The sequence below is a fragment of the Acetoanaerobium pronyense genome (assembly GCF_017874355.1).
GTDB classification, from domain to species: Bacteria; Bacillota; Clostridia; order Peptostreptococcales; family Filifactoraceae; genus Acetoanaerobium; species Acetoanaerobium pronyense.
This window is the reverse complement of record NZ_JAGGLI010000018.1, coordinates 25,522-47,195: the sequence shown is the minus strand read 5'-3', so window position 1 is coordinate 47,195 and position 21,674 is coordinate 25,522. Positions and strand designations below refer to the sequence as shown.

20 protein-coding genes are annotated in these 21,674 nt (G+C 35.3%); 16 read left to right on the top strand and 4 right to left on the bottom strand.

Going from position 1 to position 21,674, the window contains the following annotated elements; all coding sequences use genetic code 11:
• From pyrE to J2Z35_RS08680, 5 genes are all read left to right on the top strand, one after another.
• Nucleotides 1–552 carry an orotate phosphoribosyltransferase gene (gene pyrE, locus J2Z35_RS08700; protein WP_209661010.1) on the top strand — a complete coding sequence of 184 codons (552 nt, stop codon included), beginning with the start codon at nt 1–3 and terminating at the stop codon, nt 550–552.
• Between the two features lie 337 nt (nt 553–889).
• A complete protein-coding gene (locus tag J2Z35_RS08695) occupies nt 890–1,408 on the top strand; it encodes a hypothetical protein (RefSeq protein ID WP_209661009.1) in 519 nt (172 codons plus the stop codon).
• Between the two features lie 213 nt (nt 1,409–1,621).
• Nucleotides 1,622–2,500 (top strand): hypothetical protein, encoded by an 879-nt coding sequence (locus J2Z35_RS08690; RefSeq protein WP_209661008.1) that lies wholly within the window; start codon nt 1,622–1,624, stop codon nt 2,498–2,500.
• A 152-nt stretch (nt 2,501–2,652) separates the two neighbouring features.
• Nucleotides 2,653–3,804 (top strand): M20 family metallopeptidase, encoded by a 1,152-nt coding sequence (locus J2Z35_RS08685; protein WP_209661007.1) that lies wholly within the window; start codon nt 2,653–2,655, stop codon nt 3,802–3,804.
• Nucleotides 3,805–3,926: 122 nt separating this feature from the next.
• Nucleotides 3,927–4,136, top strand: coding sequence for a heavy-metal-associated domain-containing protein (locus J2Z35_RS08680; protein WP_209661006.1), 210 nt, complete (start codon nt 3,927–3,929; stop codon nt 4,134–4,136).
• A gap of 67 nt (nt 4,137–4,203) precedes the next feature.
• Here J2Z35_RS08680 and J2Z35_RS08675 read toward each other — a convergent pair whose 3' ends face one another.
• Together J2Z35_RS08675 and cobT are read right to left on the bottom strand one after the other, a co-directional pair.
• On the bottom strand, nt 4,204–5,979 hold the full coding sequence (locus J2Z35_RS08675) for a 5'-nucleotidase C-terminal domain-containing protein (RefSeq protein ID WP_209661005.1): 1,776 nt from the start codon (nt 5,977–5,979) through the stop codon (nt 4,204–4,206).
• A gap of 101 nt (nt 5,980–6,080) precedes the next feature.
• Nucleotides 6,081–7,127, bottom strand: coding sequence for a nicotinate-nucleotide--dimethylbenzimidazole phosphoribosyltransferase (cobT, locus tag J2Z35_RS08670; RefSeq protein WP_209661004.1), 1,047 nt, complete (start codon nt 7,125–7,127; stop codon nt 6,081–6,083).
• A gap of 188 nt (nt 7,128–7,315) precedes the next feature.
• Between cobT and J2Z35_RS08665 the strand changes: the two genes are divergently transcribed.
• The 4 genes from J2Z35_RS08665 to groL all read left to right on the top strand — a co-directional run bounded on the left by J2Z35_RS08665 (nt 7,316) and on the right by groL (nt 11,839).
• Entirely contained in the window at nt 7,316–8,197 is an 882-nt protein-coding gene (locus J2Z35_RS08665; protein WP_209661003.1) for a DNA-3-methyladenine glycosylase family protein, read from the top strand.
• Between the two features lie 3 nt (nt 8,198–8,200).
• Nucleotides 8,201–9,673, top strand: coding sequence for a cardiolipin synthase (gene cls, locus J2Z35_RS08660; protein ID WP_209661002.1), 1,473 nt, complete (start codon nt 8,201–8,203; stop codon nt 9,671–9,673).
• A 192-nt stretch (nt 9,674–9,865) separates the two neighbouring features.
• Complete coding sequence (gene groES / locus J2Z35_RS08655) at nt 9,866–10,150, top strand: co-chaperone GroES (protein WP_209661001.1); 285 nt, start codon at nt 9,866–9,868, stop codon at nt 10,148–10,150.
• A gap of 66 nt (nt 10,151–10,216) precedes the next feature.
• Nucleotides 10,217–11,839, top strand: a complete 1,623-nt coding sequence (gene groL, locus J2Z35_RS08650) for a chaperonin GroEL (RefSeq protein ID WP_209661000.1) — start codon at nt 10,217–10,219, stop codon at nt 11,837–11,839.
• A 239-nt stretch (nt 11,840–12,078) separates the two neighbouring features.
• Here the strand turns inward: groL and J2Z35_RS08645 are convergent, their stop codons facing one another.
• Nucleotides 12,079–12,525 carry a Dps family protein gene (locus tag J2Z35_RS08645; protein ID WP_209660999.1) on the bottom strand — a complete coding sequence of 149 codons (447 nt, stop codon included), beginning with the start codon at nt 12,523–12,525 and terminating at the stop codon, nt 12,079–12,081.
• A 331-nt stretch (nt 12,526–12,856) separates the two neighbouring features.
• Here J2Z35_RS08645 and J2Z35_RS08640 point away from each other — a divergent pair, with 331 nt between their 5' ends.
• The 6 genes from J2Z35_RS08640 to disA all read left to right on the top strand — a co-directional run bounded on the left by J2Z35_RS08640 (nt 12,857) and on the right by disA (nt 19,844).
• On the top strand, nt 12,857–13,225 hold the full coding sequence (locus J2Z35_RS08640; protein ID WP_209660998.1) for a VOC family protein: 369 nt from the start codon (nt 12,857–12,859) through the stop codon (nt 13,223–13,225).
• Between the two features lie 104 nt (nt 13,226–13,329).
• Nucleotides 13,330–13,839: a UvrB/UvrC motif-containing protein gene (locus tag J2Z35_RS08635; protein WP_209660997.1), complete on the top strand. Its 510-nt coding sequence runs from the start codon at nt 13,330–13,332 to the stop codon at nt 13,837–13,839.
• A 1-nt stretch (nt 13,840) separates the two neighbouring features.
• Complete coding sequence (locus J2Z35_RS08630) at nt 13,841–14,860, top strand: protein arginine kinase (protein WP_209660996.1); 1,020 nt, start codon at nt 13,841–13,843, stop codon at nt 14,858–14,860.
• 17 nt (nt 14,861–14,877) lie between these two features.
• A complete protein-coding gene (locus J2Z35_RS08625) occupies nt 14,878–17,340 on the top strand; it encodes an ATP-dependent Clp protease ATP-binding subunit (protein WP_209660995.1) in 2,463 nt (820 codons plus the stop codon).
• A gap of 64 nt (nt 17,341–17,404) precedes the next feature.
• Nucleotides 17,405–18,769, top strand: a complete 1,365-nt coding sequence (gene radA, locus J2Z35_RS08620; RefSeq protein WP_209660994.1) for a DNA repair protein RadA — start codon at nt 17,405–17,407, stop codon at nt 18,767–18,769.
• Nucleotide 18,770: 1 nt separating this feature from the next.
• Nucleotides 18,771–19,844, top strand: coding sequence for a DNA integrity scanning diadenylate cyclase DisA (gene disA, locus J2Z35_RS08615; RefSeq protein ID WP_209660993.1), 1,074 nt, complete (start codon nt 18,771–18,773; stop codon nt 19,842–19,844).
• Nucleotides 19,845–20,001: 157 nt separating this feature from the next.
• Here disA and J2Z35_RS08610 read toward each other — a convergent pair whose 3' ends face one another.
• Entirely contained in the window at nt 20,002–20,388 is a 387-nt protein-coding gene (locus tag J2Z35_RS08610; protein ID WP_209660992.1) for a nucleoside triphosphate pyrophosphohydrolase family protein, read from the bottom strand.
• A gap of 160 nt (nt 20,389–20,548) precedes the next feature.
• On the opposite strand from J2Z35_RS08610, the gene J2Z35_RS08605 reads away from it, so the two are divergent.
• Nucleotides 20,549–21,634 (top strand): PIN/TRAM domain-containing protein, encoded by a 1,086-nt coding sequence (locus tag J2Z35_RS08605; RefSeq protein WP_209660991.1) that lies wholly within the window; start codon nt 20,549–20,551, stop codon nt 21,632–21,634.
• Nucleotides 21,635–21,674: the final 40 nt, after the last annotated feature.

The following is a 21,674-nucleotide window of genomic DNA, read 5'->3' as shown; positions in this document are numbered from 1 at the left end:
ATGATAGAAATACTAAAAGAAACAGATGCACTATTAGAGGGACATTTTCTTCTTTCTTCAGGAAAGCATTCAAATAGATACGTACAATGTGCCAAGGTACTGAGATATCCAGATAAGGCAGAAAAAATACTAAAGCCAGTTGCAGAGAAGCTAAAAGAAATGGACATAGATGTACTTGTAGGCCCGGCAATGGGAGGCATAATAGTTGCCTATGAGCTAGGGAGGCAGTTAGGCCTTGAAGCTATATTTACAGAGAGAGTGGACAATATAATGGCTCTTAGAAGAGGGTTTGAGATAAAAGAAGGGTCAAAGGTAGTAATCTGTGAGGATGTAGTAACCACTGGAAAATCATCGATGGAGGTAAAAGAACTTCTTGAATCTATGGGTGCAAAGGTACTAGCAATAGCCTCAATAATAGATAGGACATCTTCAAAGCTAGAGCTAGATGTAATAAGCTCATTAAGAGTGGATATAGATACATATGACAAGGAAGACTGCCCACTTTGTGAAAGTGGAATAGAAGTCGTAAAACCTGGTAGCAGAAAATTCTAAAAAGACTAAGGCATGTACTTGCGGGTACGTGCTTTTTTTATTGCCTTATATATCTAAAACAAGTATATAAAATTGAATTCATAGAAAATTCACTATTCTTCTAATGTACCGATAGATAAAAAGTGTTAAACTTGTATATGGGGGGATGAGATTGAGTAGATAGGTGGATTAACTTAGAGGGTAAAGGGGCAGAAGTGCCTTATTTTTTAAACACTAAATTTTTATAACTTATATAATGTTAGCTCTCGAAATTCTGGGATATAAACGTTATATGAAATTGGGCACAGATAATACTTAATTCTTAGGTTGGATTAACACTGTTTAGTGGAGGTTTAAATTGAGTAAATATCTTTTTGATACTGAAACAATTGAAAAGGATTTGGTTATATTACTTAGCATAATTTCTTCGAGTAAATATAATCACCAATTGCTAAATAAGTTTGTAGATAAAGATTTGTTAACGATTCATTTCACGGAGGGCTTTATAATACAAGAAAAATTAATCTCAACATCAATAAATCTAAGGATGATTGATGATAAATTTAAGGAGAAAGATAAGAAAATCAGGTTACCTTATGAGATCGTCGGTAATTTTTTTATTAATAATAGACAATACAAATTGGATTTACGAGAAGCGTGTAATAAAGTAATTCATGGAAAAAAATTTGTTCCTAAAGTAGAACCCAAAAAAGAAATTCAGCGTTTTCAATACTACTTACCAATTATAAATCTGGAAGGTTTTCATGGGAGTAATTATTGGACAGTAGAACTTGAAATTGAGAAGTACGTATGTAATGGATTATCTCTTATCAAACAATATGATGAGGATTGGGACATATCAGCAAGACAAGAATAAGATATAAATTATTTTTTGTAGTTTAGCTAGAAGCATAACTTTAGATAACAGGGTATTCCCACAGTGGTGTAAGAACAAAGTCGAAGAGCAAGTTCAGAACATCACTCTTCTAATTTAGTAAGTGTAACGTCAAGGCAGCCTATACATGAGGTATAGTTCGAAGGTGTCGAGAATGGTAGAAACATTATATGACATAAAAACAAGGAGGTGCAGATGTCACAAGCAATAGTAAGAATTCTTAGCGGTGTTTCGTACAACTATAAATCATTAAATAATTATTTTGAAAGCGAAGAATTAGAGAGATATGGATGTAGATTTATTAAGAGAACTGATAAATTAGTGCAAGGGTGGAATGATAATTTACACTCCGAATGGATTGTGAGAAATTATCTAGCATGTAAAATGATATTAGCTTCAACTTTATTTTGTAATTCCTTAGAATATTCAATAGAGAAAAATGTAATGATAACGGAATCATATTTAATATATTATACTTTGCTTTCTGCTTGCAGAGCTTTAGTTCTTACATCGCCAGAAACTCTATGGAATAATGGGCAAATAGTAACGATGTCTCATAGTAAAATTATAAAAAATACTTCTAATATCCTTAAAAGCATTAGTAGTGAAGAAGGTGAAAGAATTATTAAGTTTATAACACTGGCAAAGGATAATAGAGAACTTTTCTCATATGCATTTCCATCTAATGGTAAAAATAATCAAATTTCAAAAATTGATTTAATAGAATTAGAAGAAATAACACGATGTTTGCTTGAATTAGCTCAATTTAATAGTGAACGATTGGAGAAAAGTTTTTTTAAAGCTGATTTAAAGGAAGAATATAAAATAAAAGAAGAATATTTTTTTAAGGTTGTTGAGTACAAATATGGTGGTCGCAACTTTGTCGATAGGGAAGATTATTATAGATTAGGTTATATTACTAGAAAACAACCATTTCCACTTAACCTTTGGCTAACATTTTCAGAAGGTATGGTAGAAGATTTTTTTAGCTCGTGGTGGATTGAGGAATGTAATGATGAGTCAGATTTATTTAATCCAGATTTTAATATACGAGTCTTATTTGATTTACCTTAGGTGTATGTATATTTGTTTGTCGTATAACGACGTGGTTTCACTCCAACTATAAAACGATAGGGTACTTGGGTCGTGAATACGGAAAAGTTTTGAGAAAGAAATTTGGGTATAATATTTAAAATCGTATAAAAAACATAGAGGGAGAGATTTGTATGAAAGATAAGATTATAGCTAAGTTAAACAAAATCATGCCGGAGCTTCTGGAGATAAATAGAAAGCTTTATGAGAATCCAGAGCTTGGATATGAAGAGTTTGAGTCTTCAAAGCTACTTATAGAGTTCCTTAAAAATCAGGGATTTAATGTAGAGGAAAAATACCTTGGTATAGAGACTGCTTTTAGAGCCGAATACGGCCCTGAAGGGGGAATGAAAATAGGATATCTTTGTGAATATGATGCACTTCCAGAGATAGGTCATGGGTGTGGCCACAACTCGATTGCAGCTATGGGAGTAGGAGCAGCTACTTCCCTCAAAGAATGTGCGGATGATCTTAATCTAAGAATTGTTGTATATGGTACTCCTGCGGAAGAGACAAGTGGTGCCAAAGTTGAGATGGTAGAAAAGGGAGCGTTTGATGATTTATTTTGCGCCATGATGTGCCATCCTACTGCACTTATGGCAAAGAGCGGTACTTCCTCTGCCCTTGAAGCTATACAGTTTGATTTTCATGGACAGACAGCTCATGCAGCAGCAGAGCCACATATGGGAAGAAATGCCCTAGAAGGACTTATCCATCTATTTAATCTTACATTTTCTTTAAGAGCAAGGCTTAAAAAAGATGCAAATATAGCTGGAATAATATCTGAAGGAGGACTTGCGGCAAACATAATACCTGAGCATGCCCAGGGGAAGTTTTATCTTAGGGCAGCAAAAAAAGAGTATCTTGATTTTGTGAAAGAGGAGGTAGTAAAGTGTGCTGAGGCTGCGGCTCTTGCTACAGGTACTACATTTGAAATGAAAAACTACGAAGCCTCATATCAGGATATGAGAACCAATGAAGTACTGTCAGAAAAGTTTTCTGACAATATAGAGTATATAGGACTTGAAAGACCACATTTGACTAGAGATATGACAGGGTCTATAGATATGGGAAATGTAAGTCACAGGGTTCCATCTATTCATCCGTGGATAGGTTTTGGAGATGAGAGTCTCAATCCACACACTAGAGCCTTTGCAGCTGCAACTCTTTCAGAAAAAGGAAAGAATGTAATATATACAGGAAGTGCTGCTATGGCTCTTACTGGATATGATGTTGCCATGGATAGTGAACTTAGAGAAAAAATACTAAAAGAGTTTAAGGGTTAGTAGTTTTAATTTATAACTTAAAAAATATTTTATATTTAGAATACATCGCAATATCTAGATAAATAGAAAATGATATGATATAATATATTCAAAACACCCCCATGGGGTATAGGAGGATTATTATGAAAAAAACTTTATCGGTATCAGGGATGACTTGCCATAAATGTGAAGCTCATGTAAAAATGGCTCTTGAAGATGTTGAAAATGTAGAATCTGTAGAGGTTGATTTAAAGGGTGGAAAGGCAGTAGTATCAATGAAAGAAGAAGTGTCTGACTCTACCTTAAAAAGTGCAGTTGAGGAATTTGGATATCAGGTGACTGAAATCAACTAGTAAATTTTAAACAATTAAAAAGAACTACGGTATATTAGAAAAATATACCGTAGTTCTTTTTTTCATATTAGTTTGAAGGAACTTTTAGTACTTGCCCTGCTTTAATTTCACTCATAGTTGAAACTATTTCAGGGTTTAAAACAATTATATACTGCCAAGGTTGTTCAAGCTGATTTGCAATTTCAAATATTGTAGAATCTTCAGCTACCACATAATTTACAGTTGACGGAGCAACATATGGTCTTGAAGGAAGAGTTGGAGCAGGTGTAACAACCGGCTCTTCAACTTCTGGTTGTGTAGCTTCTACATCATTGAAAGTGATTCTAGGAGTCATAGTTCCCTGTACTTGTCCAAGAGACTGGATATAGTTTATAAGAACTTCATCCATTGCAGCAAATTCATTTACAACTGGTTGATCTTTAAACATAACATAACCATCTCCACCAGCAGCCATAAAGTCATTTGTTACAACTAGGTATTCTCTGTCCATATCTATAGGAGAAGAGCCTACCATAACGTCAGTTACTCTTGAGCCTGCAGGAAGATTAGGTGCGATATTGTAAGTCAATCCTGACACGTGAGAGAATGCTCCAAGCTGATCAGGATATCCAGCGGATCCTACTTCAAGAGCTGCAACTATATCAGAACCTTTTATGTTTTTAGTTACAAGGTAGTTTCCAAATGGGAATGAAGTAACTATATGGTTTTTAGTGATTTCTCCAGCCGGGATTGAAGCTCTGATTCCACCACCGTTAGTTATTGCTATTTCAGCTCCTGAAGCTGATTTCATAGAATCTGTAAGAAGCTGTCCCAGATTACTTTCTCCAGTTCTTACATTTTCTCTTGCCCCATCAAGTTCTACAGCTGAGCTTCCTATTACCTGATTTAATACTTCTTGAACATCTGCTTCTATATCTGTAAGAAGAGCTAGAACTTCTCCATCTTGCTCTATATCTAAAGCGTCAGCAGCTTTAATCAGCATTGCAGTTTTTTCAGTAACGGCTCCGTCTTGAAGTTTTACAGTTACAACTCCAAAGGCTTTGTCATATTCCCCTCTGCTTACTACAAGGGTATCATTTATCATAAGACCCTCTTCAAGAGTAGTGTGACTGTGACCATCTACTAGGACATCTATTCCATCTACTGCATTAATTACGATATCGCTTGTATAATCTCCTTCATAAAGTCCAAGATGAGATAGAGCTATGATTACGTCTACTCCTTCAGCTTTTAGGGCTTCAACTGAGCTTCTAGCTCCTTCGACTATATCAGTAAATCTAACGGATTCAACGTTTGTTGGGTTTGTTTTCCAAGCTGTTTCTGGAGTTGCAAGTCCGAATATACCAACCTTGAAGCCTTCCATTTCTTTTATTATATAAGGTTCAAATACTAAATTTCCAGAAGTGTCAGCTACGTTTGCAGCGATTACTGGAAAGTTCATCATTCTTTCAAGTTCCTTAAGTCTATCAAAACCATAGTTAAAATCATGGTTTCCAGGAACAAATGCATCGATTTCCATAAGGTTTAAAAGTCTTACGATACTTTCTCCCTGACTCAAGGTAGCTATAGGTTGACCATGAATGGTATCACCTGCATCTAGAAGAAGTACGTTAGGATTTGATTTTAAAAGTTCATTTCTATAAGTAGTAATTCTGTCAAAACCCACTCCTGTAAGATTACCATCGTTATCCATTGATGAGCGAACTCTGGCATGTGTGTCATTGATGTGAACTATTACAAGCTCATTATTCTCTTGTGCAAAAATAAGTGAACTGTTTGCAAATGCCACAGACATTACCAAAATCATTGCTAAAACTAATGATTTGATTCTCTTGTTTACCATAATATCCTCCTTTAATAATATAAATATTTTGTTCAATCTTATTATAGGCTTATCACAGGAGGTTTAAACAAATATTATTAAAAATTCAGTTTTTTTGGTTTTTAAACAGAAAAACCTGCTTCTTCAAATGTAGACATATTATTGTATGCAAAATTTGCAGCTTCGATTATATTAAAGCAAAGTGCAGCTCCAGAGCCTTCGCCAAGTCTCATGTCCATCTGTAGCATTGGCTCAAGTCCAAGAAGGGAAAAGGCCTTATTTGAAGCTGGCTCTGCGGAAAAATGAGAAGGTATCATATACTCTTTAGATTTAGGATTTAATTTTATTGCTAAAATTGCAGAGCTGTATGAAATAAAGCCATCAAGGACCACAGGGATTTTTCTTGATGAACAGCATAATATTGCCCCTACCATAGCGCCTATTTCAAATCCTCCAACCTTGCTAAGCACATCTATCGGGTCATTGATGTCTGGCTTATTGAGATTTATTGCATTTTCTATTACTTTAGCCTTTTTTATTACTCCTTCAGAGTTGAGTCCTGCACCTATTCCTGTCACTTCAATAGGCTCATAGCTCCCCATTACAGATATTATTGCACTTGTAGGAGTGGTGTTTGCGATTCCCATTTCTCCGATTCCAATCACTTTGTATCCAGCGTCTATAAGCTTTGAAGTCTCTTCAATTCCTATCTCTATGGATTTGATAGCTTCTTCTCTTGACATAGCGGGCCCCTTAGCCATATTTGAAGTACCTTGTCTTATCTTTCTGTTGGTTACACCTTCAAGCTCTTTATCGTACTTGATTCCCACATCGACACCGTAGATGTCTGCTCCTGCAAATCTTGCAAGAGCCCCAACTCCTGTGATTCCCTTTACGAAGTTTGGGATTTGGATTCTTGTGATTTCTTGAGGATGAGGAGCTACTCCTTCTTCATAGACTCCGTGATCAGCTGCAAAAGCGATTACTGCTTTTTTTGAAGTATCAAAAAGGTACTCTCCATATATACCAGCGAGTCTTATAGTTATATCTTCTAGTTTTCCAAGACTGCCTAAGGGTTTAATAAGGATGTCTTGTCTTTGCTTTGCTTTTTCCATAGCCTCTTTATCAAGGTCTGTAATAGAGTTTATAGTGGTTTCAAAAATAGTCATATGTATGTTCCTTTCTTTCTATTAATATAGTTTAAGCCGACTTGTTAATTTTATCACTCTTTGTATATATTATACATCATTATAAATTAATTTTTTCATTTGTTTATTTAATCCATAAAGGTTAGTTTATACTCTAAAATGGGTAGTATACAGAGGAGAAAATTTCAATTGGAACTGGAGCTGAAAATATGAAAATTTATTCTGAAAAAAATAGGGTTATTATAGATGGAGCAAAGGATTTTGTACCTAAGCATATATTTGAATGTGGGCAGTGTTTTAGATGGGATTTAGAAGATGATGGCTCCTATACAGGTGTTGCTATGAACAGAGTCCTCAATGTTAAAGGTGAGGGAGATACTATAATATTTGATAATACAACCTTAGAGGAATATGAAAAAATATGGAAGCATTATTTTGATATGGAAAAGGACTATTCCCTTATCAAAGAAAAGCTATCCATGATGGATGAATACTTAGATGAATCTGTAAAATTTGGACATGGTATTAGGATTTTAAGACAGGATACATTTGAGACTGTAATTTCATTTATAATATCTGCAAGAAATGCAATACCAATGATTAAAAGAAGTATAAAATATCTTTCTAATGAACTGGGAGAGCCTCTTGGAGAATATAGAGGTAAAGAGTACTATAGTTTTCCTTCTCCGAAAGCCCTTTCTTCTGCAAAGGAAGAGCTTCTTATTAATTCCAAGGTAGCATTTAGAAGAGGGTATATAGTGGATACAAGCTATATTCAACATTCTCATCAAGTTGACCTCTACAACCTGAAAAATCTTCCCACAGATATGGCGAGAAGAGATCTTATGGCCCTTCCTGGAATTGGCCCTAAGGTATCTGATTGTATTCTTTTATTTGGACTAGGAAAATATGATGTATTTCCAGTAGATGTATGGGTTAAAAGAGTAATGGAAGAATTTTACCTTGAGGAAGAAGTAAAGGATTTGAAAAAAATAAGAGAATATGCAATTGATAAATTTCAGGACATGTCTGGCTTTGCCCAGCAGTATCTTTTTTATTATGCAAGGGAGAAAGGAATAGGGAGGAAATAATTTATGGATTTGACCATATTTTTTTTCATGACCACAGTTTTGTCTGCAATAGTATCTCTTACTATTTTCTTTGAAAATAGAGATCCAGCAAAGACAGTAAGTTGGCTTTTGGTTATGGTCTTTCTTCCAGGTATAGGATTTTTCATTTACTTATTATTTGGAGAAAATCTTAGAAAAGGAAAAATAAAAAAGACCAAGGCTAAAGTTGCTCAGTATCTAATGTCTAGTGATATCAAAGGTATGGTAAGTCTTCAAAGGCTTACTATGCACCAAAAATATGCCCTAAAAGAAGATCTTGTATTTAGTAATAGAAAACATGCAATAAAGAAAAAAGTAATGCAGCTTATACTAAACTCTGAGAGGGCACCCTTTACACTTAATAATGACGTAAAGATATTTACAGAGGGTGTTGAAAAATTCAATGAAATGATGAAAGATATAGAAAATGCAAAAGACTATGTTCATCTAGAATACTTTATTGTAAAGGATTCGGAAATAGGAAGAAGACTCAGAGAGCTTCTCATAAAAAAAGCTAAAGAAGGGGTAAAAATAAGATTTCTCTATGATGATATAGGAAGCTTTAGGCTTTTTTTTCATAGAGATTTTTTACAGGGCTTAAAAGATGCGGGTGTAGAGGTAAGACCTTTTATTCAGGCTCATTTCCCATATTTTCATAGAAAGTTCAATTATAGGAATCATAGAAAGATTTGTATTATAGATGGGGAAATAGGATATCTTGGAGGGCTCAATATCGGAGATGAATATGTCCACAAAAATCCAAAATTTGGCTTTTGGAGAGACACCCATCTGAGGATAGAGGGCGAAAGCGTATATATGCTCCAGATAATATTTTTGATTGATTATCATATAGGTTCTGACAAAAAGGTTATTGGAGAGAGACTTTTTCCGCCAATAAAATACAAAGGGGATTCCATAATTCAAATAGTATCATCAGGGCCTGACAACCAGTATGAGAGTATATACAACGCCTATTTTTCATCTATATCCCAAGCGAGAAAAACTGTATATATTCAGACTCCATACTTTATTCCAGATGATGCACTTCTTACAGCCTTAAAGACTGCGATATTGTCTGGAGTGGATGTAAGGATTATGTTCCCTTCTTTTCCGGATCACAAAATGGTATACCATGCTTCTCTTTCTTATCTTGAAGAGATTTTAAAAATAGGAGGAAGGGTTTTTCTTTATGAAAAGGGCTTTATTCACTCAAAGACCATACTCATAGACAGTGAGATTGCATCTGTAGGGACTGCAAACATGGATATAAGAAGTTTTATGATTAATTTTGAAGTAAATGCATTTATATATGATACTATGACTATTAAAAAACTCTATAATATCTTTGATATGGATATGAAGGATTCTAGAGAACTTTTTTATGATGAAATAATTAAAAAGCCTCTTCGTACTAGATTTATGGAGTCCCTTGCTAGACTATTTTCACCTATACTTTAGTGTCTTCGTCTAATAGGGTTATTATCTCGAAATAAAAATTGAGGATGGAATTTTGAAAAAAATTTCAAAAAAATACTTGAAAAAAATTCTATTTTTGTATAACATATTAAATGTAGTTAGCACTCAATTAAAGAGAGTGCTAACATTAAACTAAAATTTATAAAATTAAAATATTATTAGGAGGGCTACTTTATGAAAATTAGACCACTTGGAGACAGGGTAGTAATTAAGATGATGGAAGCGGAAGAAAAAACTAAAAGCGGAATAGTACTGCCAGGAAGCGCTAAGGAAAGTCCACAAATGGCCGAGGTTATAGAAGTTGGTCCAGGAGGAATGGTTGAAGGCAAGGAAGTAAAAATGGAGATCAAAACTGGAGATAAGGTAATATTCTCTAAATATGCAGGAACAGAAGTAAAACTTGATGGACAAGAATATACTATATTAAAGCAAAGTGACATTCTTGCTGTAGTAGAATAATTTACAGCTTAACTTCGAGGAATTTAAAATATTAAAAATTATTTTATAATACAGGAGGAAAAATAAATGGCTAAGGAAATTAGATTTTCAGAAGATGCTAGAAAAGCTTTAGAGATTGGTGTTAATAAGCTTGCAGATACAGTAAAGGTTACACTTGGACCTAAGGGAAGAAATGTAATTTTAGATAAAAAATTTGGTACTCCTCTTATAACTAATGACGGAGTTACAATAGCTAAAGAAATAGAGCTAGAAGATAAATATGAAAATATGGGAGCACAGCTTGTTAAAGAGGTTGCTACTAAGACAAATGATGTTGCAGGAGATGGAACTACTACAGCTACTCTTTTAGCTCAAGCTATAATAAGAGAAGGACTAAAAAACGTAGCTGCTGGATCAAATCCTATACTTCTTAGAAAAGGAATTCAAAAAGCTGTAGAAACTGCAGTTGAAGGACTTCAAAACAACTCAAGAAAAATTGAAAACAAAGAGGAAATAGCTCAGGTTGCTGCTATATCAGCAGGAGATGAAGAAATAGGTAGACTAATCGCTGAGGCTATGGAAAAAGTAGGAAATGATGGAGTAATAGCTATAGAAGAATCTAAGACTATGGGAACTGTACTTGAAGTAGTTGAAGGTATGCAGTTTGATAGAGGATATGTATCTCCTTACATGGTAAGTGATGTAGACAAGATGGAAGCTACCCTAAATGACCCATATATACTTATTACAGATAAGAAAATAAACAATATCCAAGAAATACTTCCTGTGCTTGAGCAAATAGTACAACAAGGGAAAAAACTCCTTATAATAGCAGAAGACATAGAAGGAGAAGCTCTTGCAACTCTAGTTGTAAATAAGCTTAGAGGAACATTTGAAGTTGTTGCTGTTAAGGCTCCAGGCTTTGGAGACAGAAGAAAAGCAATGCTTGAAGATATAGCTATACTTACAGGAGGTACTGTAATTTCTGAAGAAATAGGTCTTGACCTTAAAGAAGCTACAGTTGATATGCTAGGAAGAGCTGGAACTGTAAAAGTATCTAAAGAAAATACTACAATAGTAAATGGTGCTGGAGAAGAGCAAGCTATTAAAGATAGAGTAAGTCAAATAAGAAGACAAATCGAAGAAACATCTTCTGATTTTGACAAAGAAAAACTTCAAGAAAGACTAGCAAAGCTTGCAGGCGGGGTTGCTGTGATAGAGGTTGGAGCGGCTACAGAAACTGAGCTTAAAGAAAGAAAACTAAGAATGGAAGATGCTCTAAACGCTACAAGAGCTGCAGTTGAAGAAGGTATAGTTCCAGGAGGAGGATCTGCACTTGTTGGAGTTATGGGCGAGGTTGAAGCTCTTCTTGAAGGAAGTACAGGAGAAATGAAGACAGGAATTCAAATCGTTCTTAAAGCTCTTCAAGAGCCACTAAAGCAGATTGCTATAAACGCAGGCCTTGAGGGAGCAGTAATAGTAGAAAACGTTAGAAAGGGAGATAAGTACCACGGCTTTGATGCTCTTAACGAGACATATGTAAATATGATTGAAGCTGGAATTATAGACCCTACAAAGGTGACAAGATCAGCACTTCAAAATGCTGCATCTGTTGCAGCTACATTCCTTACTACAGAGGCTGCTGTAGTAGATGTAGAATCAGATGAGCCACAAATGCCAATGGGCGGCGGAATGCCAGGAATGATGTAATATAAGAAAAAGATAAGCTAGTTTAAATAATCTAGTTACAAAAGGGGGTCTTTTAAAGTCAAATGACTTTGAGACCTCCTTATTGCAAATTAAAGAAGATTTATATAGGATTCATCAAAATTAAATCTTTAAGGAATTGAAGGTTGGCAATAAAAAAAGCTGCAAAATTAAATTTGCAGCTTTTAAATGATTTACGTTAAAACAACTTGTGAAGTATTATATTCATTTGGGTTTTGATATTATTCTGCTAGGTAAGCTCTTAACATCCAAGCTGATTTTTCATATTGAGCTAAAGAGCCTGTAAGCATATCTGCAGTTACTGGGTCGTCATTTTCTTCAGCTATTTCGATACCCTCTTTAAGAGTTTGCATTATATATTCAAAATCCTTTAGTACAGATTTTGCAATTTCATCACCCTTGATGCTTTTGCTTTCAACTTCTTTTATTTTTGAGTTTTCAAGATAGTCAGCCATTTTTGCAAGAGGACGCTCTCCTATCATAAGGATTCTTTCTGCAACAGCATCAAGCTCCTCTGCTACATTATCATAAAGACCCTCAAGGGTTGCGTGAAGCTGGTAGAAGCTTCTTCCTTCTACGTTCCAATGGAAATTGTGAAGCTTTGTATACAGCACATGAAGATCTGAAAGATATGTGTTAAGGTGTTTTACTAGGTTTTTGTTAGCCATTACTAATTCCTCCTTGAATTTAATTTGTTTGAATTGTTTTAAATTGTAATGATTACAACTTTGAATCTATTACAATTATACCATAAACTCTTAATTTGTAAACACATTAAATATATTTTTATAAAGTTTTTACAAATAGAGCAATATTTTATTCACAATATAAGTTTTACCCGAATAGAAAAAAATCAAACAGAAATCATAAGCAAGAATTGTAAAATTTGCTTGGATAGCAATAAACAATCTGCTTTATTAACAGAACCTTTTATGAATTATATTTTAGAAGAAGGGTATTAATAAAAGGCTTAATATATTATTAACTAGGAGGCTCACTATGGAATTTAGATTTGTTCATAATAATATAAATGTTTTTGATTTAAAGAAAAGCTTGGAATTTTATGAAAAGGCATTAAACCTTAAAGAAGTAAGAAGGTATGAGCCTGAAGACAAGAGCTTTATACTCTCATATCTAGGAGATGGTGAGTCTAGGCATCAGCTTGAGCTTACATGGCTTAGAGACTGGGACAGACCATATAATCTTGGAGACAATGAATTTCATATCGCCTTTAGTGTGGATGACTTTGAGGCAGCATATAATCATCACAAGGAAATGGGATGCATAGTCTTTGAGAATAAAAAAATGGGAATATATTTCATAGCGGATCCAGACAACTACTGGATTGAAATACTTCCTAAAAAATAAACCATGATACTCAATCTAGGAACTTACTTTAAAGGCTAGATTATTATGACGAGAAATAAGGCATGGTGCAAATCATGTCTTTTTATAATGAAGGGAGGCTCTTCATGCTTTGTCAAGTTTGCAAAAAGAATCCTGCAACTATCCATTATAAGGAGCTGGTTGGAGGGATTATAAAGGATATGGATATATGCAGTGAGTGTGCCAAAGGAAAGAAAAATATTCCCTTAGATGTAAACATAAATATGCCAATATCCATACAGGATTTGTTTTCAAGTCTTATGGAGATGGACATTGAAGACCATTTTTCCAAGCAATCTGAAAAAACTTGCCCGGGATGCGGCTCAACCTATAGTAGATTCAAAACTACAGGAAGAGTGGGGTGTCATATTTGCTATGAAGCCTTTAAAGACAACCTTTATCCTCTTATTAGGAGAATACAGGGAAGGGTGGACCATCAAGGAAAAATACCATCAAATGCATCAGAGGAATTAAAGATAAAAAAAGAAGTAAATTCCCTCAAGGCACAGCTTAGAGAAGCTATAGAAAAAGAAGATTTTGAATCAGCTGCAGAGCTTAGAGATAAGATAAGGCTACTTGAAAAAGAGGTGAATTAATATGGAAAGACCTACAAATGAAGAAATAAGTAGGGTAGTAGTAAGCTCAAGGGTAAGGCTTGCTAGAAATCTTAAAGACTATCCTTTTCCAAATAAAATTGATGAACATCAGGCAAGTGAGCTTGTGGATAGAGTAGTAAGGACAGTTAAAGAAGGAAACACTGTTTTAAAGGACAACCTTACTCCTGTGATTATAAAAAATAAAAGCATGCTTGAAAAGGAAGTTCTTTTAGAAAAGCATTTAATAAGCAAAGAGCTATTAAATGAAAATAACGGAGCTGCTCTTATTCAAGAAGACGAAACAATATCTATAATGATAAATGAAGAGGACCACCTTAGGATACAGGTGCTTATGAAGGGGCTTAGCCTTTTACAGGCCTATGACCTATGCGATAAGGTGGATGATGTCCTTGAAGAACGATTAAAATACGCTTTTTCAGAGAATCTAGGATATCTTACAGCCTGCCCTACAAATATAGGAACTGGACTTAGAGCATCTGTAATGCTTCACCTTCCAGCTCTTGTAGAGCTTGGATATATGGGAGGAATCCTTGAAAGTGCAGGACAGATAGGCCTTGCAGTAAGAGGTCTTTATGGAGAAGGAACGAAATCTATTGGATCCTTGTTTCAGATATCCAATCAGCTCACACTTGGAAGAAAAGAAGAAGAAATAGTAGGAAATATAATTGGAATCTCCAAACAAATAGTTGAAAGGGAGCTTGAGGCTGAAAAAATCCTTAGAAAAAGAATGGGACTTTTTTTAGATGATAGGATTTCAAGATCTCTTGGAATTCTTCGGTTTTCAAAAGTAATGGGAACTGAAGAAGCTATGAATCATCTTTCAAATATAAAGATTGGTATAGGAATTGGGATTGTAAAAGGTATAGAAAATAGCGAAGTAGATAATCTTATGATAAAGGTCCAGCCTGCGAATCAGGCTATGATAGCAAAAGAGGCTAAAAGGGACGATAAAAGAGCAGATTATTTAAGGGAAGCATTTAAAAACGTTGATATAAACTGATAAAGGAGGATGTTTGTATGTTTGAAAATTTTACAGAAAGGGCAAAAAAATCTTTAGATTTGGCGGCAGCTGAGGCTAGTAAGCTAGGGCATACCTTTGTGGGAAGTGAGCATATCCTTCTAGGGCTTATAGCAGAGGGGGGCGGAATCGCCTATCAGGTGCTTTACAAATTTGGAATTACAATAGAAGACCTTAGAAGGGAAATCATAGAGATAGATGGTATGGGGAATGCCCCATCTCAGGTCATGGGCTTTACTCCAAGAACTAAGAGGATATTTGAGCTAAGCCTTATGGAAGCAAAAAATTTGGGACATAACTATGTGGGTACAGAGCATATGCTTTTGGGTCTTATTAGAGAGCAAGAAGGGATAGGGGCAAGGCTTCTTCTTGAAAAAGGGATTGATATAAATCTAGTAGGCAGAGAAATAATTTCTATGCTTGCGGGAGGTCAAAATCAAGGTAAAGATCAGGCTCAGAGTCAATACCAAAGTAAGCCTCAGGGTTCAAAAGGTACCCCTACAATAGATATGTACGGTACAGATCTCACCTATGAAGCCTCACAAAACAGCCTAGACCCAGTAATTGGTAGAGATAAAGAAGTTGATAGGATAATACAGATACTCTCAAGAAGAACTAAAAACAATCCTGTTCTAATAGGGGACCCAGGGGTAGGAAAGACTGCCATAATAGAAGGTCTTGCTCAAAAGGTAGTAGCAGGAGATGTTCCTGAAATGCTGAGAAACAAAAGAATAGTGGCACTTGAAATGGGCTCAATACTAGCAGGAGCAAAATATAGAGGAGAGTTTGAGGAAAGAATAAAGAAAATAATAGAGGAGCTAAAAGAAGAAAAATCTGTGATTCTCTTTATTGATGAAATACACAATCTAGCGGGAGCTGGTGGATCAGAGGGTGCTATAGATGCATCAAATATCATGAAGCCGTCCCTTGCAAGAGGAGAAATACAGGTGATTGGGGCAACAACAATAGATGAATACAAGAAAAAAATAGAAAAAGATGCTGCTCTTGAAAGAAGGTTCCAAACTGTAATGGTGGATGAGCCATCTGTAGAAGATGCTATAAAAATACTTCATGGACTCAGAGATAGATATGAAGCTCACCACAAGGTAAAGATTACAGATGAAGCAATAAAAGCAGCGGCAGAGCTTTCACATAGATATATTGCAGATAGATTTCTTCCAGATAAGGCTATAGACCTTATAGATGAAGCTGCATCAAAGGTCAGACTTAGAAAATATACAGCTCCTGATTCTATAAAAATCCTTGAAGAAAAGCTCTCGAGATTATCTATAGAAAAGGAAGAGGCTATATCTAATCAAGATTTTGAAAAGGCTGCAAAAATTAGAGATGAAGAAAAAAATAGCAAGGAAGAGCTTGAAGCCACGAAAAAAGAGTGGTCCAAAAAAGCAAATACAAGTTCAGGGGTAGTAGAAGAAGATGATATAGCGGATATAGTTTCTTCATGGACATCTGTGCCTGTCACTAGACTTAAAATGGAGGAAAGTGAAAAGCTTCTTAATCTCGAAGAGACTCTGCACAATAGAGTGATAGGTCAGGAAGAGGCGGTATCAGCAGTCTCAAGGGCTATAAGAAGAGCAAGAACAGGTCTTAAAGATCCAAAGAGACCAATAGGTTCATTTATATTCCTTGGACCTACAGGAGTTGGAAAGACAGAGCTTTCAAAGGCACTTGCAGAGTCGATGTTTGGAGATGATGATGCAATAATTAGAATAGATATGAGTGAGTATATGGAAAAGCACTCAGTATCAAAGCTTATAGGATCACCTCCAGGATATGTAGGTTATGATGAGGGTGGACAGCTTACAGATAAGATAAGAAGACATCCATATAGCGTAGTTCTTTTAGATGAAATAGAAAAGGCACATCCCGATGTATTTAATATGCTTCTTCAAATCCTAGATGATGGACGACTCACAGATGCCAAAGGAAGAACAGTGGACTTTAAAAATACTGTAATAATAATGACCTCAAATGTAGGGGCATCTACTATTAAAAAGCAAAACACCTTTGGATTTGGCATGGCCATAGAAAAAGATAAGCAGGAGCAGGACGAATACAAAAGAATGAAAGAGGGAGTAATGACAGAGCTTAAAAAGAATTTTAAGCCTGAATTTTTAAACAGAATTGACGATATAATAGTGTTCCACTCCCTTACTCAAAAGGATATTGAAAAGATAGTTCATCTTATGACAAAGAGTCTGGAAAAAAGACTATTAGAAAGAGGCATTACAATAAGTCTAGATGAACAGGCCATGAAAATCATAACTCAGGAGGGATATGACCTAGAGTTTGGAGCTAGACCTCTAAAACGTGCTATCCAAAAACTCCTAGAAGACCCAATAGCTGAAATGATGCTAAGAGGAGATATAAAGGAAGAGCAGAGCCTTGTAATAACAGGGGATGGAGAAAAATTAAAAATAGAGTCCAAAGTTAGGTCTTAAGCAATTGGTCTTCATATTATTCAGTGTTATAATGAGGTATGACGAATTTTAAGGTAGTGATAAAATGGCTAAATTGAAGACAAAATATATATGCCAGCAATGCGGATATGAATCTCCAAAATGGTGGGGAATATGTCCAGAATGTAAAGCTGGTGGTTCTATGGTTGAAGAAGTATATGCTCCCAAGGAAGAGGCTAGAGCTAAAAAAGGGAGCTCTCATATAATGCAGTCCATCTCTCTTAAAGAAGTAAAGGGAAGTAAAGAAACAAGATTCTCAACTATGATAGGAGAGTTTAACAGAGTACTAGGGGGCGGAGTCGTAAAAGGCTCCCTAGTTCTTATTGGAGGAGATCCAGGAATAGGAAAATCCACCCTTCTTTTACAACTTGCAAGAAATATTTCCAAAGAAAAAAAAGTACTCTATGTCTCAGGAGAAGAGTCTAAAGACCAGATAAAACTAAGGGCAAAAAGACTTTTTGACGAGGAAATGGATGTCCTTGTCATGGCTGAAACCAGCATGGAAATCATAGAAAATGAAATACTTTCTGTAATGCCTGACCTTGTCATCATTGACTCCATACAAACCATGGCAACAGCTGAGATAACTTCTCTTCCGGGGAGTGTATCTCAGGTAAGAGAATGTACAGGAAGGCTTATGAAAATAGCTAAAAACAATTCAATATCATGTTTTTTGGTAGGCCATGTGACTAAAGAAGGAGCAATTGCTGGGCCAAGAGTCCTTGAGCATCTTGTAGATACTGTACTTTATTTTGAAGGAGAAAGATACAATACCTATAGAATGATAAGGGCGGTAAAAAACAGATTTGGCTCCACAAATGAGCTTGGAGTGTTTGAAATGACGGACAAGGGCTTAGAGGAGGTAGACAATCCATCTAAGACACTCCTTTCAGAAAGCAGTGCAGGAGCTCCAGGAACTGCAATAGTCTGCACGATGGAAGGAACAAGGCCTATGCTTGTAGAGATTCAGGCTCTTGTAGCTCCTACTACATTTGCTGTTCCAAGACGGACTGCCACAGGGCTTGATTATAATAGACTCAACATGCTTCTTGCTGTGCTTGAAAGAAGAGCAGGACTTAGGATACAAAGTCATGATGTCTATGTCAACCTCACAGGGGGAATCAAGATATATGAACCTTCTTTGGACCTTGGTATAGTTTGCGCAGTAGCTTCAAGCTTTTCAAATAGAGAAGTAAAAGCAAATATAGCATTTTTTGGAGAAGTAGGACTTACAGGGGAAATAAGGTCAGTAGGCTTTGGAGAAAAACGGGTTAATGAAGCAAAAAAGCTGGGATTTACTGAAATAATAATGCCCTCTTCGATGGCTAAGGATTTAAAAGATATCAAGGATATAAAAATTACAGGGGTAAAAAATATAAGAGAAGCTTTGACAGCTGGGTTTGGAGGGTAATATGGCAAATGTTTTTTGGGAAAATAAAGAAAATATTGGAGCTCTAAAAATGCTTTCTCCGGGAACCCCTCTTAGAGAGGGACTTGAAAATGTACTGAGGGCAAAGACAGGTGCTCTTATAGTAATAGGAGATAGTGAGGATGTGCTTGATATAGTGGATGGAGGGTTTAATCTAAACTCCGAATTTTCTCCTGCCTATCTTTATGAGCTTGCGAAGATGGACGGAAGTATAATACTCTCAACTGATGCTAAAAAAATACTCTATGCCAATGCTCAGCTTCTTCCAGATTCATCTATTGTCACAAAGGAGACTGGAACAAGACATAGGACAGCTGAGAGAGTTGCTAGACAAACAGGGAAGATGGTAATATCTATATCTCAAAGAAGACATATCATCACTCTTTATAAAGGCTCGGAAAAGTATATAATAGAAGACACATCCAAGATTCTTACAAAGGCTAACCAGGCTGTTCAGACCCTTGAAAAGTATAAGATTGTTTTGGATCAGTTTCTTACGAATCTATCGGCACTGGAGTTTGAAGAACTTGTAACCTTATATGATGTAGTAATGGTGGTTCAAAAGATAGAGATGCTTATGAGGGTAGTAAACGAGCTTGAAAGATATATTATTGAGCTTGGAAATGAAGGTAGACTCGTAAAAATGCAGATGGATGAGCTGATGGGCTCTGTAAAGGATGAGTATAAATATATTTTCAAGGACTATATAAACAGTAAAGCTGAGTATAAAGAATTTAAGGAAGAAATAAAAGATCTTACAACTGAGGATTTGCTGGATAATGTGAGCATTGCTAAGCTTCTTGGGTATACAGGAACCCAGGCATCTCTTGATGAAAGTGTATACTCCAAAGGATATAGAATACTTCATAAGATACAAAGACTCCCTTCCAATGTCATTGAAAATCTTACAGATACTTTCACCTCTTTAAGCTCTATAACTAATGCGAGCATACAAGAGCTTGATGATGTAGAGGGTATAGGAGAGATAAGGGCAAGACATATCAAAAATGGAATCAGACGTATTAAAGAACAGATGCTTTTAGATAGACATATATAAATGTACTAAAAAAGTCTTCCTTGATTCAATATAGGAAGACTTTAAAGTCATAAAAATACACTCATTTACCTACAAAATTCCACAATTTTGTAAGTGATTTGTAAAGCAAAGTCAATGCTTTTGATGTAGAATGTTAAAAGGGTGCTTTATAGATAATTTAAAAGAGGCTGAATTTTCCTAGGGTTTCTATTTCATTATACTTTTTCTTTAGGATTTCATCAGTACTTAACTCTAGATTATTGCAAAGAGCTGCGATATAAAACATATGATCTCCGATTTCTTCTACTATCTTTTCTTCGCAGGTATGGCATAATCTGCCTTCTATATGATTTTTCATATATTTGCTAAGATCAGAGTAGTTGATATTTTCCGGCATATCTTGTTTAAATGCATTTATTTTGATACATCCGCATTCAGTAACAGCTTTAGCTATTGCCCTGTTAATCTTTCCATCGGTTTCATGGAGTTTGCTTGTAATATCTAAAATACTTTTATGTCTTATTAGTACATCGTCGACTTTTTTAGTAAATTCCTTGAGCTCCATTTTGTTACCTCCTTTTGGGCTTTTAAACCTTTATAGGTTTATTATACTTAAATATTTGCAATAAGGTCAACATATTAAGAAGTATTCATTAAATTAAAGATATCTTAAGGGTTAGCCCTATGATATATATTGATAAAAAAATAGAAAGGTAGGTGAAATTATGATTAAAAAGACTCTAAGAATAATACTTTCTTTGGTTGGAATTACCCTTGGGGCAGCATTTTATATTTATCTTGAAAGAATAATTCCTCAAAGAGTTCCAGAACTACTTGTATGGCGAATTGCTGCAGCCGCAATAATATCCCTTTTATTCGGACTTATATTTTATATGATTTCTCCATTCATTATGAAAATTGGCCAAAAGGTTGCTGCAAGAATTGAAAGAGAAGTGTCATCCATCCCGCCTATGGAGATACTTACCGCGAGCTTCGGACTTATAATAGGTCTTATAATAGCTTATTTTATTAGCGGGCTTGTAATAAACATTCCACTTGTTGGTACTGCGATTTCTACCCTTATATATATCTTCTTTGGATATATAGGAATCAATATTGCAACTAAAAGAAAGGATGATTTTGCTAATCTTATCAATGTAGTAAAGCATGTTACACCAAAGGAAAAGCAGACATCGGAGCCAAAGGAAGGGTTTTCTATACCTCCTAAGATTCTAGATACTAGTGTAATTATTGATGGAAGGATAGCTGATATTACTCAAAGTGGATTTCTCGAAGGAGAACTTATAGTTCCGACCTTTGTACTTGAAGAACTAAGACATATAGCTGATTCTTCAGATGATCTCAAAAGGGTAAGAGGAAGACGAGGACTTGATATACTAAATATGATGCAAAAAGAACTCAAGCTAAATGTTCAGATATCAGAGCAGGATTTTGATGATATATCAGAGGTTGATATGAAGCTTCTTAAACTTGCGCAGACTATGAATGGTCATGTAATAACAAATGACTACAATCTCAACAAGGTTGCTCAGTTTCAAGGGGTAAAAGTGCTTAATATTAATGAACTTGCAAATGCAATAAAACCTATAGTAATACCTGGAGAAGAAATGAACGTTACTATAGTAAAAGAGGGGAAAGAGCATAATCAAGGGATAGCATACCTTGATGACGGGACAATGATAGTAGTTGAAGGAGCTAGAAAGCTTATAGGTCAAAACTTCAATGTTTTAGTTACATCAGTGCTTCAAACCGCTGCGGGAAGAATGATTTTTGCAAAGCTAAAAAATTAAATAAAAAGATTTTGAGATGAAATACAAATACCTCCGCAGA